Raw genomic sequence first — 13,338 nt, forward strand, 5'->3', positions numbered from 1 at the left:
GTTGTGGCTTGTGTTGCACCGCGTCTGAGCATGAAAGGCAGCTTGCCACGCTGCCTTCGATTCATCGGTGCCCATGCGACCCTTTAAGTTCTATTTGCGACCCGCCGTTCAGGCTAGAAGGTCGAGGGCCAAAATCCCGGACCATGAGCCAGCCAATGATCGATCAGGTTCCTGGCATGACGCATGTCATGCAGGGCGATCGGGACGTTTCGTCCTATCATCGGGTACACTCCCATGCTCGTGATTATCCTCTAGAGTATTGCGCTCGCTGCTGTGCCGATGGCCGCAGCAATCGCCAGGTGCGCCACGCTCACCGTGTTCATGTCCGCCATGCCCGTGCCCACGGTGCATCAACACATGCATCAGTGGGCAGGCCAGTAGCAGCAGGAATGGCAGATACGGAACAATGTGGGCCTTGTGTTCGGTGAGAAGGAAATAGCCGGCAATGGCCAGGAAGCCTAAAAAGTACCAATTGGTGCCCCTTGCGCGGTGTTGGGGTAAATGATGTTGATTCATGATGGCACTCCTTGAAGGAAACGGGAGGGGCGTCGCCTGGAACATCAAGGCAGGTTCTTCCTTTTCAGGCGCCGTTGGGCCTCGGCCATGTCGTTATCGAATTGGCGGATGCCACGCATAAGTTGCACCCCGACCAAGACCGGACACAGCAGAAAAAACACTGCTACGGCCAACGATTCTCCGGTGAACCCCAACAGGTACACCACGGCGGTGATTCCCCCGACACTGACCAGGGTACAGATAATCAAAATTTCGCGGTTCATGACTTGGCCTCCTGACTTAAGCCAATATGGGCACGTTTGAGCCGCGCGGAGTTGGCGATCACAGACAGGGAACTGAGTGCCATGGCGGCGGCAGCGAAGATGGGATTAAGCAGGCCGAACGCCGCAATTGGAATGCCGATGCTGTTGTAGATAAAAGCCCAGAAAAGGTTTTGTTTAATCTTGACCATGGTTGCACGCGACAGTGTGATCGCGGTGACCACATCGCGTACATCGTTTTTGAGCAGGATGATGCTCCCGGTTTCCTTGGCGACATCGGAACCCGAGCCGATTGCGATTCCGATGTCAGCGGTAGCCAAGGCTGGAGCATCATTGACACCATCGCCGACCATGGCCACGACTTGCCCCTCGCGTTGCAGTTGCCGGATCACGGTGGCCTTGGCATCCGGCAATACTTCGGCAATAACGCGTTCAATGCCGACTTGTCGCGCAACCGCTTCGGCGGTACGGTGGTTATCTCCGCTCAGCAGCACAACCTTGATGCCGCTTGCCTGCAATGCAGCAACGGTTTCAGCCGCATCGGGTTTAATGGTGTCGGCCACGGCAATCACCCCCAGCAGGCGGTCGCTGTCACCGACCAGGATCGCGGTCTTGCCATCGGCTTCCAAGCGGATGAGGTGTTCCTCGGCGGTGGTGGTCGAGACGCCTTGGCGGGCGAATAAACGCCGGTTTCCCAGCCAGATCTTGCGACTGCCGAGAGTGCCTTCGATACCGTGACCGGCAATCCCAGTGATGCCGGTAGCATTCGTCAGGCTGATGCCGCGATGCCGGGCGGCGCGCACTATCGCTGCGCCGAGTGGGTGTTCGGAGCCAGACTCCACGGCGGCGGCGAACATCAAGACCTCGTTTTCCAATGCGCTGCCAAGCGGGATCACATCGGTTACGTTTGGTTCGCCTCGGGTAATCGTGCCGGTTTTGTCGAACACCACCGTACTCAGTTTTTCTGCCCGCTCTAACACTTCGCCACCGCGGATAAGAATTCCGTTATCGGCACCCTTGCCAACACCGACCATTAACGCGGCCGGCGTCGCCACGCCCAGGGCGCAGGGGCAGGAAATGATCAACACGGCGATAAAGGCCAACAGCCCTTGCGGAACGCTCCCTGCAATGGACCAGCCAATCAGGGCCAATATCGCGACCGTCACCACTGCCGGCACAAAGTAGGCGGTGACCCGATCGGCCAAGCGCTGGATCTGTGCCGTGCTAGTCTGCGCCTCTTCGACCATCTTGATAATCTGCGCAAGCGCGGTATCGGCGCCGATCCTGCTTGCCTTGAACGTAAACACGCCACTGCCATTGAGTGTGCCGCCGATCACCGGGCTACCCGGGTGTTTGTCGACCGGCATCGATTCGCCGGTCAGCATGGACTCATCTACCGTTGACTGGCCTTCACTGACATCGCCATCAGTGGGGATTTTTTCACCAGGCTTGACTACCAGGAACTCGCCGGCCATGACGCTTTCAGCGGGCAGATCGACTTCTTGTCCATCACGAATCACATGCGCGGTCGCTGGTTTGAGATCAAGTAAGCGCCGTACGGCGGCGGAGGACTTCCTCTTGATGATCTCCTCCATGTACCTACCCAGCAGGACGAAGGCGATGATGACCGCCGATACCTCGAAGTAGACGTCGCGCTCGGCCACCTCGACCGGCAGGGCATCAGGGAAAAACAACACCGCGACGCTGTAGAAATACGCGACCGACGTGCCCAGGGCGATCAGAAAGTCCATGTTGATATTACGGGTGCGTATGGCGTTCCATGCTCCCTTATAGAAGCTCCAGCCGCCAATGAACTGCACCGGTGTTACCAGCAGGAATAGCCATATACCCCACGTGAACCAAGGGAGCGCCGGGATTGGCACCCAGGTCAGCAGTGTGGCACCGGCTGCCAGCGCAATGAAGGCGCCCGCGCGCAGTAGCGCCAAGGCCAGTACGCCGGTCAGGGCAATAGTCACGCGGGTTTTCATCGCCTTCAATTCAGTTTCGGGCGACTCGAAGGTGCGCAGGCAACTATCACTGCAAAAGTAATAGCGCCGCCCGCCGCGTTCTCGTGACAAGGCTGTTGTCTTATCTACCAGCATTCCACAGATCGGATCTTTTGCCATTTTCCCTGAAGCTAGCGCCTGTTGATGCGGGCTGTGCTGCATGTGTGATTGGTTCATCTCGGCCTCTTCATCGAATCAGCTATCAAGGCCTGCCATGGATCTTGTCGGAAAGCCAGGCAAATAAGGTTCCGACCACCGCACCCCATAGGCTCAGGACCAGCAACGGCCCGACGAACGTCGCCGCGCCGTAGTCTTGCGCGGCTTGCAGTCGACCGAAGTCGAGACCGTGGAAGAGGGCACTTAGAAAGGCGATACCTTGTGCTGGCCAAAGTGCATAAAGCAGTGCGCAGATGGTGTAGGAAATGGCCATGGTCAGGGCTAGAGAAATGCCAGTTTTCCAAGGAGCGTTCATGGTTGTTTCCTCGAACGTGGAGGGACAACGGTAGTGCTGGGGCCGTGGCTTGCCGACCGGGGCAGGAACGCTGGGGTATTTTCGCGATAGGTGCGATAGGCATCGCCGAAGTGCACGAGCATCTCCTGTTCTTCCCGCTTCGCCAGTTTGATGTAGACCAGTAGGAGGATTGGGAACATCACCAAGGTGATCAAGGTCGGCCACTGCAATAGAAAGCCAAACATGATCAGCACAAAGCCGACGTACTGCGGGTGGCGGATCCGCGCATAGGGACCGTCTAGCGCCAGTTGGCCCGTGCTTTGGGCCTTGTGGAGCACGCGCCAGGCGGCCGCTAGTAACCAGAAGCCGCCAGCGATAAGCAGATTGCTGATAATGTGGAAGGGTCCCCAGTGCGGATTGACCTTCCACCCCATAACGATTTCGAGCAAATGCCCGGCGTCGTGCGAGAGGAAGTCGATGCCAGGGAAGTGACGAGTGAGCCAGGGCATCAACAGGTAGATCGTCAGCGGGAAACCGTACATCTCTGTAAACAGCGCCACCAAGAACGCCGAGAAGACGCCTAAGGAACGCCAATCGCGGCTCGTCTTAGGCCGGGTGAAGCTGAAGGCGAACACGATAAATACTAATGAGTTGATGATAACCAGCGACCAAAGACCGTAGGCCGATTCAGTAGGGTTCATGGTTGGTTCACCTCGCATTGTGATTTTTAATCCATGTCGACCTTCTGCTGCTAAGGAGTCATCAGCATTTACTTAGTCAGCGACCTCACCAGGCTCGATGCTGGAAACTGCATCAGGGCTACGGTGTCTTGCTCATGGGCATTTCCATCATGGATGACTGCTGCCCCATCATCTTCATCATCATGTCCATCATCCCCATGCCTCCAGCGCCCTTGGCACCTGGCATGTTCATACAGCCCATTGCGCGCTGTTCCTGGCTCATCATGGCCAGGCCGTCCTGCAACGTCTTCATGCCTTCTTGCATGGCTGCGTGGCGCTCAGCGGGTGTTTTAGCCGCGGCGGCCTTGTCATGCGCGGCCTGCATCTTTTGCATCTGATCGGCCATCGCTCTAGTCATGGCCGCCGAGGTGGGTGCGGTGTTCTCGGTTGAGTCGCCTGGTGCCTCGGCCGAATGGTGCGCATCCTCGGCTGAGGTGATGAACGTACTGCTAGCCAAGACGGCGGCTAGAACCCATTTGGAGTGCGCTTGCATGATGAACTCCTGAGATTGTGAGGGAATGGAGCAGCAATAGCTGAGTCGCGAAAAAGCGACGCAACAAGACAGAGCGACCGATGCCCAGCCACTCTGAAAGCGGGACTATTCGTTGGCGCGAACGAAAATCAGGCGGACTGGCACCCTAGGCGGTGCGGGGCGCACCAGTGCAAGTACAGTGCGGGAGGGGTTCTCCTGGAGGTTTAGCAGCATTAGCACTGCCGCAGTTAACAGCCAAAGGACTGTCCAGTAGATGAAGTCTGATGATGGCGTCTGCGATGCAGGTTTTATCGCCGAGGCGGTGTCTTCACAGGTCTGGAGGCAACCGCTGGTGTGGAGGGCATGACCATCCTCCATATACTGCTCGGCATTGTGCGGCGTAGCCATATTGTGATCCGGCTGCACCCAGCACCCCTGCGTTGCCATCACGACCACTGCCAATACCCACACCATAAGGGTGAGGTGCAATAGGCTTCGGCTGTAACGGCGGAACCAGTACATGGCGTACACACTCGACGTATTAGGTCGTATTAATTTTTAGCCTAGCTCGGAAAACAATTGAGCAGTTGATAAAAGTCAAGCTAATGGAGGGTTCGGCGGCCGAGGTAGAATCACGTCGTGATTCGGCCCTGGCGATGGGCTGCAGAGACCACGATCACAGATCAGGCTACACTTGGCCAGGGCGGCCATGGCTGACAGACTGAACGTAGAGCGTTTACGTAAAGCTCATGCTCGGGAGGCGCCCCCTTATACCGTGCAGCGCTCAATTCATAGGCTACGGCTATGTCTCTCGCAGTAGTGCGGCTTGTTGGCTTCATACTGGGTATTTTTCTGATCACGCTGGTGGTCCATGAACATAGCGATGATCTTTTCGCATTTCTCTGGTCGAGCGTGATTACCTTTATATGCGGGCTGCTGTTGATCGCGCGAGGGCGCCCGGAAACGGCTCAACTCCGCCCAGGGCATATGTACCTACTGACGACCTCCAGTTGGGTGGTGTGTTCCTTCGCCGCATTACCGATGGTGCTGATCAGCCATATCAGCTACACCGACGCTTTCTTTGAAACGATGTCCGGCATTACCACCACCGGTTCAACCGTCCTGACGGGGTTGGATACAGCGTCACCGGGGCTGTTGATCTGGTGTTCGATGTTGCACTGGCTCGGTGGCATCGGATTTATCGGCATGGCGGTGGCAATCCTTCCGCTGTTACGAGTGGGGGGGATGCGATTTTTCCAAACCGAGTCCTCGGACTGGTCGGAGAAAGTAACGCCGCGCTCCCATGTGGCAGCCAAGTACATCCTGTTGTTCTAGACCGGCTGGAGTGATGTTCCACTCGGATAGTAAGAATGTGATGACTGGAAGCGCTTTTGCTTGGCCAATAACCTTGAGCAGAGCATGAGTCGGCGTGGCAACTGCTGGGATAATGCCGTGGCCGAATCGTTTTTCAGCAGTTTGAAGAAAGAACGGATCCGTAAGCGCATCTACAAAACCCGTGACTTGGCCAGGGCCGATGTGTTCGATTACATCGAAGTGTTTTACAACCGTACTCGCCGTCATAGTCACTTGGGCGGCGTCAGTCCTGAGGCCTTTGAAAGCGCCTCGTTATGAGGCCGGAAAATGTCTATTGGAATGGGGGTAGTCCAGGTGATTGGCTGGGATGTGATCTTCAAGGTTGGACGAGTAAAACAGTCGCTCCTGCCCACTCGATAACTGTCCCATCATGGTGAGTGCTTCCCTGCTGGCCAATGCGAGGGTTTTGCCGAAGGCCAGACAGGGGAGCTACTTTTTCAACAGAGTCGACCCATAGCAGCCAGTCGGCATAATAGTTTTCAACCAATCGCCGAAACAATATGGCTGCTTTACCCAACCCCTTCTCGTATCATCAGCGCCTCCGAATCTGGAACGAACTGTGTGAAATCGCCAACTGAAAATGCTCCGGCTGCCCCTGATGGGACGAAGTGGGACGTAGGCGAGGCTGTCAGTCAGCTCTCGTGGGACGACTTGCGCATCATCAAGACGCTCAGTGATTGCGGCAATCGTTCGGCTACGGCCAAAAAGCTTGGCATCAATGTATCCACCGTTTCGCGCCGAGTTGCTCAAGTTGAGCGAACGCTCGGCATCGCGCTGTTCGATCACCGCAAATCAGGGTACCTGCTCACCGCCGAGGGTGCTGAATTGCGAGCACTCGCCGAGCGAGTGGAGTTGGATATCGTCAGCGTCACGCGGCGTGTTTCACGTTCAGGCCAAGGCCCCCTCGGGAAACTTCGAATTACCACCAGCGACTCGCTGCTGCTGTACTTCTTCACCCCCATCATCGCGGACTTCAAGGCCCTGAACGAGGGGATTACCATCGAGGTACTGGTGGGCAATGAAACCCTTAGCCTCGCCCGGGATGAATCGGATATCGCGATTCGAGCGACGAGAAAACCTGCAGAAAGCCTGGTGGGACGTAAACTGGCGAACATTGCCTGGGCACCTTACTGCTGCGCCAAGCAGATGACTGCCTTGCCCCTTTTCGAAGAGGGCCAGGCATGGGTGTCATACTCCGCAGCGCTCTGCGGTTTGAAGGCGACAAGCTATGTCGAAAGCAGAGTCGCTGCTGAGCACATAGCGTACCGCACCGATTCTGTTGCAGCAGCAAGCACTGCAATCGCGGCGGGTCTGGGATTTGGATTCCTTCCCTGCATGTTGGGCGACATAACCCCAGGGTTGGTACGCGCCGGCCCGGTGGTGCCAGAGCTTCAGGATGAGTTGTGGCTGCTGACTCACCAGGACATTCGAAAATCGTGGCGAGTCAAAGCATTCATGACCTTCTGCGCCGCTGCCGTGGCCAGTCAAAAGCCCTTGGTCGAGGGGCAATTGATACTCCCGGTCCCCTAGATCAAAACCGGGAGTGCAGCTCAGATGTCTCGGGCGCCAATCACGGCCTTGCACACGATCTCAATCAGTTGCGGACGCTGGGCAAGTCTCGACACCCCAATGATATTGCTCGCGCACTGAGGCCGCTCAGTGCCATAGGCCGCCTTGCGCACTTTGCCGACTACCGCGAACGCAGCGTCCATGTCCAGCACATAAAGCGTTTCCTCGACAACATCTTGCATAGTTGCGCCATACAAGGCGAGCAGCTTTGAAATGTTGTCGTAAGAGACCCGCATCTGCTCTCCCATCGAAGAGAAATCACTGGCCTTACCGTCGGCGTTCAGCGGCGCCGGGGCTACCAGTTGACCTTCCTCATCATGGTTGAATTGACCTGATACGTAGATCTCGTTTCCTACCCGTCGTGCCTGCGGATAGCCATACGCCTCCTCCCAGGAAACGCCCCAGTAGGCGGTCTGCTTGTTGAACGGTTGTGAAGCTGCCATTGCATTCTCCTGCACATGAGGGACCGGCTCGATCCGAATGAGTGGGCGAATGCTAGCAGCGTGATCGCGGACTGAATGGCTCAAAAATGAGCCGATAGGAGCGCAAAAGTGCGCCACCGAAAGACGCCTTGTTTCGTTATCGTTTGCTCGTCCTCAAGCAATGACGCTGAGGAGGGCACTTGTGGTTACGGTAATGCCTGCAAAGTACTGGCCCCGAGACTTGTGCGATTGAACATCATCAAGCTGAAAGGAAACAAAAATGAACAATCCTAAAACTGAAGTCCTGACTCCGCTTAATAGCCAACTGATCTTCATTGATCAGCAGCCACAGATGGCCTTCGGCGTTCAGAGCATTGATCGGCAAACGCTGAAAAACAACACTGTTGCCTTGGCCAAGGCCGCGAAGATTTTTAATGTCCCCACCACCTTCACCACGGTTGAGACAGAGAGCTTCTCAGGTCATACCTACCCCGAGCTACTCGCAGTATTCCCAGACGCCCCGCTGCTGGAGCGCACCTCCATGAATTCCTGGGATGATCAGAAGGTCCGCGACGCACTCAAGAGAAATGGCCGAAACAAGATCATCGTCTCTGGCTTGTGGACCGAGGTATGCAATGCCACCTTCGCCCTGTCGGCAATGAATGATGCCGGCTATGAAATCTATATGGTTGCAGACGCCTCCGGCGGCACCACCAAAGAAGCCCACGATTACGCCATGCAGCGCATGATCCAGGCCGGCGTGGTGCCGGTGACCTGGCAGCAGGTGCTGCTGGAATGGCAACGGGACTGGAAGAACCGCGACACCTACGACGCCGTAATGGAACTGGTAAAGGAACATTCTGGTGCATATGGCATGGGCGTCGACTACGCCTACACCATGGTGCACAAGGCGCCTGAGCGCGTTCAGCATGGCCCCACCTTGGCGCCTGTCGCTGCATCTGTCTGAGCCATCGCCAGCCCCTGCCCTAGGGGCTGTTCACAGACTTGCGAAGGGTGCGCAGTCGACTGAACCGAGTCAACGAACCTGGCCTGGAACCTCTGTGGATTTCCAATGCCCAGCGCTGTTCGAGTCAGGCGCTCGCATCCTGTTCCCGAAGACATTCAAAAGTAAGGAAAGCCATGAAAGTTCTCTACACCGCAGTCGCAACCGCAACCGGTGGTCGTGATGGCCGAGCCATCTCCAGCGACAAGAACCTCGACGTGAAACTGACCACTCCGAAGGAATTGGGCGGTGCCGGTGGTGATGCCACCAACCCTGAGCAACTGTTCGCCGCTGGTTACTCGGCCTGCTTCATCGGTGCACTGAAGTTCGTCGCCAGCCAGAGCAAACGCAGCATTCCAGCCGACGCCTCAATCACTGCGCGGGTCGGCATTGGCCAGATCCCAGGCGGCTTTGGCCTGGATATCGATCTGAACATCAACCTGCCAGGCCTGGAACAAGCCGATGCACAAGCGTTGGTGGAGGCGGCCCACCAAGTGTGTCCGTACTCCAACGCAACCCGTGGCAACGTCGATGTCCGTCTGCACGTCACCGTCTAACTTCCCGCCTCACCAGAAACAGGAGATATGAAATGAACGTTTTGACCAAAGCACTCGTTGGCTCGCTCCTTGCCTTGTCGATCGGTAACGCATTCGCTGACTCTGGCGTCGAACACAACACCCAGGCATTCCTCGATGTACTGAACTCAGGCAGTGGTAAACCCATCGAGCAGCTTTCGCCGAAGGACGCCCGCGCGGTACTGACCGGCGCTCAGGCCGGAGTAAAACTGACACTGCCCGAGGCGGATGTCAGCGAGAAGACCATCACCGTCGACGGCCAGGACATCAGCTTGACCATCGTGCGTCCGGCGGGTGTGAAGGGGACCTTGCCTGTGTTCATGTACTTCCACGGCGGTGGCTGGGTGCTCGGCGACTTCCCGACCCATGAGCGCCTGGTCCGCGATCTGGTCGTCGGGTCCGGGGCGGTGGCGGTGTTCGTCAATTACACCCCGTCCCCTGAAGCGCACTACCCGACAGCAATCAACCAGGCCTACGGGGCAACCAAATGGGTGGCCGAGCACGGCAAGGAAATCAATGTCGACGGTAAGCGCCTGGCTGTAGCAGGCAACAGCGTCGGCGGCAACATGGCAGCCGTGGTCAGCCTGATGGCCAAGGATAAAGGTACCCCGGCCATTAAGTACCAGGTGCTGCTGTGGCCAGTGACCGACGCCAACTTCGAGACAGCGTCGTACAACCAGTACGCCGAGAGGCACTTCCTCACCAAGAACATGATGAAGTGGTTCTGGGACAACTACACCACCGACCCCAAGCAACGTGCCGAGATCTACGCCTCGCCGCTGCGCGCTACCACTGAGCAGTTGAAAGGCCTGCCGCCAGCGCTGGTCCAGACCGCGAGTGCCGATGTGTTGCGTGACGAAGGGGAAGCCTACGCTCGCAAACTGGACCAAGCCGGCGTGCCGGTCACTGCGGTGCGCTACAACGGCATGATCCATGACTACGGCTTGCTGAACGTGGTCAGCCAGGTTCCGGCGGTACGCTCTGCAATGCTGCAGGCTTCCGAAGAGCTGAAGGTTCATTTGAAGTGACCCCCACTCAAGACCGGAGATGTATGCCATGGAAGAAGAGTTCGACGTGTCCGTGGTCACCGATGCCTCCGGCACTTTCAACGCCATGACCCGTGACGCCGCCCATGACCGCATGAGCCAGGCCGGCGCACAACTGATGACCAGCTGCCAACAAGTAAGCCGACCGCCCCGGGCACCGCCAGTCGGTACCCGCTATGGGCAGCATCTCCATCTCAATCTCCGCCCGTTCGCTGTTGCACGGTGGATGCGGGCAAGCTCATCCCAAGGAACGTCGATGAACACCGCACTCCAGGTCAACCGCAACGTGGTCACTTTGGTTATCCAACACAAGGCTCGTCCTGACTCGCTGGCAAATTACGAGCAATGGCTCAAGCGCACGGTAAGCGCTGCGCGTCGCCAGCCTGGTCATTTAGATGCCAACGTTATCCGTCCCGACGATGGTGGCTTGCATTACACCACCGTGGTCCGCTTCGCCGACTCCAGCCTGCTGCAGGCCTGGGTCAATTCAACGGAACGCCAAGCGCTGGTAGAGGAAGTTCTGCCGCTAATCGAAGGTGGCGACCATATCCAGGTACATGAGGACCCAGAGTTCTGGTTCACCCCGCCGAGCGTCAGCGCGCCGCAACCGCCGCGCTGGAAGCAAGCGCTGCTGACCTACCTCGTGATTTGCCCGATGACCATGATCATCCCGCAGCTACTGGCCCCGCTCTTTGCACGCCTTCCGCAGCTGGGCGGCGTGATCACTAGCAACCTGATCGTCAACGTGTTCGTCATCTTGCCCGTGGTGTTCTACATCATGCCTTGGGTAACTCGTCGCTGTGCAAACTGGCTGCGTGGCTGAGCAATAGTCAACCGCACATCCGTCCAATCCTCAGCCATATAGCAGCTGGCATGCTCTACGGTTACGCCTGTCGCCGCAGCACTCACACGGAGTTGAATATGTCCCAGGATCAAAACGACAAGACTCGTCGCCAGTTCCTCGCCACCAGCACCGTACTCGGTGCCGCCGGCGCGATCTGGTCTGCATTGCCCTTCACCGGCGCAGCCGGTTCCGCCCAAGCATCCATTCAAGGAGGTTCCATGACCGCCGACCTGATTCTGTTCAACGGCAAACTGCACACGGTCGACCGTGAGAAGCCCACGGCCACTGCAGTCGCCATCAAGGATGGCCGCTTCATCGCCGTTGGCAACGACGCCGAGGCCATGGCCCACAAGGGTAGCGCCACCCAGATCATCGACCTAAAGCAGCGCACGGTGATCCCGGGCCTGAACGACTCGCACTTGCACCTGATCCGTGGTGGTCTGAACTACAACCTGGAGCTGCGCTGGGAAGGCGTGCCGTCGGTGGCCGATGCCCTGCGCATGCTCAAGGATCAAGCGGCACGCACACCCACCCCGCAGTGGGTGCGCGTGGTCGGTGGCTGGAACGAATTCCAATTCGCTGAAAAGCGCATGCCGACCCTGGAAGAAATCAACCAGGCCGCCCCTGACACCCCAGTGTTCCTGCTGCACCTGTACGACCGTGCGCTGCTCAACCGCGCCGCGCTCAAGGCCGTCGGCTACGACAAGACCACCCCGAACCCGCCGGGTGGCGAGATCCAGCGCGATAAATTCGGCAACCCGACCGGCATGCTGATCGCCCGTCCCAACGCAATGATCCTCTACGCCACCCTGGCCAAAGGGCCGAAGCTGCCGCTGGAGTACCAAATCAACTCCACCCGCCAGTTCATGCGTGAGCTGAACCGCTTGGGCCTGACCAGCGCCATCGACGCCGGTGGCGGCTACCAGAACTTCCCCGACGACTACTCGGTGATCCAAGAGCTGGCCGACAACAACCAGCTGACCGTGCGCATCGCCTACAACCTGTTCACCCAGAAGCCCAAGGAAGAGCTGGACGACTTCCGCAAGTGGACCTCCAGCGTCAAGCTGCACAGCGGTACTGACTTCCTGCGCCACAACGGCGCCGGCGAGATGCTAGTGTTCTCCGCCGCCGACTTCGAAGACTTCCTCGAGCCGCGTCCGGACCTGCCACAGACCATGGAAGAAGATCTGGAGCCGGTGGTGCGCCACCTGGTCGAGCAACGCTGGCCGTTCCGCCTGCACGCCACCTACAACGAATCGATCACACGTATGCTCGACGTGTTCGAGAAGGTCAACCGCGACATCCCGTTCAACGGCCTGCCGTGGTTCTTCGACCACGCCGAAACCATCACCCCACAGAACATCGAGCGCGTGCGTGCCCTGGGCGGTGGTATCGCCATTCAGGATCGCATGGCCTTCCAGGGTGAGTACTTCGTCGACCGTTACGGCGCTAAAGCTGCCGAGCAGACCCCACCGATCAAGCGCATGCTCGAAATGGGCGTGCCGGTGGGCGCCGGTACCGACGCCACCCGCGTGTCCAGCTACAACCCCTGGACTTCGCTGTACTGGCTGGTTAGCGGCAAGACCGTTGGTGGCATGGAGCTGTACCCAGAAGGCCTGGACCGCGACACCGCACTGCAGCTCTTCACCCAAGGCAGCGCCTGGTTCTCCAGCGAGCAGGGCAAGAAGGGTCAGATCAAGGTAGGCCAGCTGGCCGACTTGGCAGCGCTGTCGCTGGACTTCTTCAGCGTCGAAGAAGAAGCGATCAAGGGCATCGAATCGGTGCTGACCATCGTCGACGGCAAGGTGGTGTATGCGGCGGGCGAATTCGATCGCCTCGGCCCACCACAGGTGCCAGTACTGCCGGAGTGGTCGCCCGTGGTCAAGGTGCCGGGGCACTGGCGCGTGGGCACGCCGTCGCTGGCGGCAGCCGTGCACCAGTGCTCGGGGCCGTGCGGGGTTCATGCGCACAGCCATGAGAAGGCGCGTCAATCGAGTGTACCGGTGAACGACTTCCAGGGTTTCTGGGGTGCGCTGGGCTGTTCGTGCTTTGCTTTCTAA

13 protein-coding genes and 2 pseudogenes are annotated in these 13,338 nt (G+C 58.2%); 8 read left to right on the top strand and 7 right to left on the bottom strand.

Translation table 11 applies throughout. The annotated features are described in order from the left end of the window. Window positions 1-186 precede the first annotated feature (186 nt). From KHO53_RS22090 to KHO53_RS22115, 6 genes are all read right to left on the bottom strand, one after another. Window positions 187-516: a DUF2933 domain-containing protein gene (locus KHO53_RS22090; RefSeq protein WP_213570854.1), complete on the bottom strand. Its 330-nt coding sequence runs from the start codon at window positions 514-516 to the stop codon at window positions 187-189. A 44-nt stretch (window positions 517-560) separates the two neighbouring features. Next, window positions 561-779 carry a hypothetical protein gene (locus KHO53_RS22095; RefSeq protein WP_213570855.1) on the bottom strand — a complete coding sequence of 73 codons (219 nt, stop codon included), beginning with the start codon at window positions 777-779 and terminating at the stop codon, window positions 561-563. Continuing rightward, window positions 776-2,959, bottom strand: coding sequence for a heavy metal translocating P-type ATPase (locus KHO53_RS22100; RefSeq protein ID WP_213570856.1), 2,184 nt, complete (start codon window positions 2,957-2,959; stop codon window positions 776-778). The genes KHO53_RS22095 and KHO53_RS22100 overlap by 4 nt, the downstream gene beginning before the upstream one ends. Before the next feature lie 25 nt (window positions 2,960-2,984). Further along, a complete protein-coding gene (locus KHO53_RS22105; protein WP_213570857.1) occupies window positions 2,985-3,254 on the bottom strand; it encodes a DUF5676 family membrane protein in 270 nt (89 codons plus the stop codon). After that, window positions 3,251-3,934 (bottom strand): methyltransferase family protein, encoded by a 684-nt coding sequence (locus tag KHO53_RS22110; RefSeq protein ID WP_213570858.1) that lies wholly within the window; start codon window positions 3,932-3,934, stop codon window positions 3,251-3,253. Before KHO53_RS22110 ends, KHO53_RS22105 begins: the two co-directional genes overlap by 4 nt. Window positions 3,935-4,052: 118 nt before the next feature. Next, the gene (locus KHO53_RS22115) at window positions 4,053-4,466 is read right to left on the bottom strand and encodes a hypothetical protein (RefSeq protein WP_213570859.1); all 414 of its coding nucleotides are present in this window, start codon (window positions 4,464-4,466) and stop codon (window positions 4,053-4,055) included. Between the two features lie 783 nt (window positions 4,467-5,249). Here KHO53_RS22115 and KHO53_RS22120 point away from each other — a divergent pair. The 3 genes and pseudogenes from KHO53_RS22120 to KHO53_RS22130 all read left to right on the top strand — a co-directional run. Beyond that, window positions 5,250-5,774: pseudogene (locus tag KHO53_RS22120) on the top strand (potassium transporter TrkG); the annotation flags it as partial. 45 nt (window positions 5,775-5,819) lie between these two features. After that, a pseudogene (locus KHO53_RS22125) lies at window positions 5,820-6,077 on the top strand (IS3 family transposase); the annotation flags it as partial. A gap of 303 nt (window positions 6,078-6,380) precedes the next feature. Beyond that, window positions 6,381-7,349: a LysR family transcriptional regulator gene (locus KHO53_RS22130; protein WP_213570860.1), complete on the top strand. Its 969-nt coding sequence runs from the start codon at window positions 6,381-6,383 to the stop codon at window positions 7,347-7,349. Window positions 7,350-7,369: 20 nt separating this feature from the next. On the opposite strand, the gene KHO53_RS22135 is transcribed toward KHO53_RS22130, so the two are convergent. After that, the gene (locus KHO53_RS22135) at window positions 7,370-7,831 is read right to left on the bottom strand and encodes a RidA family protein (protein WP_213570861.1); all 462 of its coding nucleotides are present in this window, start codon (window positions 7,829-7,831) and stop codon (window positions 7,370-7,372) included. Between the two features lie 259 nt (window positions 7,832-8,090). Here KHO53_RS22135 and KHO53_RS22140 point away from each other — a divergent pair, with 259 nt between their 5' ends. The 5 genes from KHO53_RS22140 (at window position 8,091) to KHO53_RS22160 (ending at window position 13,338) form a co-directional block, all read left to right on the top strand. Beyond that, the gene (locus KHO53_RS22140) at window positions 8,091-8,777 is read left to right on the top strand and encodes a hydrolase (RefSeq protein WP_085717858.1); all 687 of its coding nucleotides are present in this window, start codon (window positions 8,091-8,093) and stop codon (window positions 8,775-8,777) included. A gap of 173 nt (window positions 8,778-8,950) precedes the next feature. Then, a complete protein-coding gene (locus KHO53_RS22145) occupies window positions 8,951-9,370 on the top strand; it encodes an organic hydroperoxide resistance protein (RefSeq protein WP_213570862.1) in 420 nt (139 codons plus the stop codon). 32 nt (window positions 9,371-9,402) lie between these two features. Then, the gene (locus KHO53_RS22150) at window positions 9,403-10,416 is read left to right on the top strand and encodes an alpha/beta hydrolase (RefSeq protein ID WP_213570863.1); all 1,014 of its coding nucleotides are present in this window, start codon (window positions 9,403-9,405) and stop codon (window positions 10,414-10,416) included. A gap of 28 nt (window positions 10,417-10,444) precedes the next feature. Next, the gene (locus KHO53_RS22155) at window positions 10,445-11,257 is read left to right on the top strand and encodes an antibiotic biosynthesis monooxygenase (RefSeq protein WP_213570864.1); all 813 of its coding nucleotides are present in this window, start codon (window positions 10,445-10,447) and stop codon (window positions 11,255-11,257) included. A gap of 239 nt (window positions 11,258-11,496) precedes the next feature. Beyond that, window positions 11,497-13,338, top strand: a complete 1,842-nt coding sequence (locus KHO53_RS22160; protein ID WP_213571258.1) for an amidohydrolase — start codon at window positions 11,497-11,499, stop codon at window positions 13,336-13,338.

The sequence above is a fragment of the Pseudomonas sp. RC2C2 genome (assembly GCF_018390435.1).
In the GTDB taxonomy this organism is placed as follows: Bacteria; Pseudomonadota; Gammaproteobacteria; order Pseudomonadales; family Pseudomonadaceae; genus Aquipseudomonas; species Aquipseudomonas donghuensis.

Bases quoted from the DNA above. Each gene is read 5' to 3' on its own strand.
- KHO53_RS22145 (WP_213570862.1), top strand. From the start codon at position 8,951: ATGAAAGTTCTCTACACCGCAGTCGCAACCGCAACCGGTGGTCGTGAT.
- KHO53_RS22115 (WP_213570859.1), bottom strand. From the start codon at position 4,466: ATGCAAGCGCACTCCAAATGGGTTCTAGCCGCCGTCTTGGCTAGCAGT.
- KHO53_RS22095 (WP_213570855.1), bottom strand. From the start codon at position 779: ATGAACCGCGAAATTTTGATTATCTGTACCCTGGTCAGTGTCGGGGGA.
- KHO53_RS22110 (WP_213570858.1), bottom strand. From the start codon at position 3,934: ATGAACCCTACTGAATCGGCCTACGGTCTTTGGTCGCTGGTTATCATC.
- KHO53_RS22135 (WP_213570861.1), bottom strand. From the start codon at position 7,831: ATGGCAGCTTCACAACCGTTCAACAAGCAGACCGCCTACTGGGGCGTT.
- KHO53_RS22090 (WP_213570854.1), bottom strand. From the start codon at position 516: ATGAATCAACATCATTTACCCCAACACCGCGCAAGGGGCACCAATTGG.
- KHO53_RS22155 (WP_213570864.1), top strand. From the start codon at position 10,445: ATGGAAGAAGAGTTCGACGTGTCCGTGGTCACCGATGCCTCCGGCACT.
- KHO53_RS22140 (WP_085717858.1), top strand. From the start codon at position 8,091: ATGAACAATCCTAAAACTGAAGTCCTGACTCCGCTTAATAGCCAACTG.
- KHO53_RS22160 (WP_213571258.1), top strand. From the start codon at position 11,497: ATGACCGCCGACCTGATTCTGTTCAACGGCAAACTGCACACGGTCGAC.
- KHO53_RS22105 (WP_213570857.1), bottom strand. From the start codon at position 3,254: ATGAACGCTCCTTGGAAAACTGGCATTTCTCTAGCCCTGACCATGGCC.
- KHO53_RS22150 (WP_213570863.1), top strand. From the start codon at position 9,403: ATGAACGTTTTGACCAAAGCACTCGTTGGCTCGCTCCTTGCCTTGTCG.
- KHO53_RS22100 (WP_213570856.1), bottom strand. From the start codon at position 2,959: ATGAACCAATCACACATGCAGCACAGCCCGCATCAACAGGCGCTAGCT.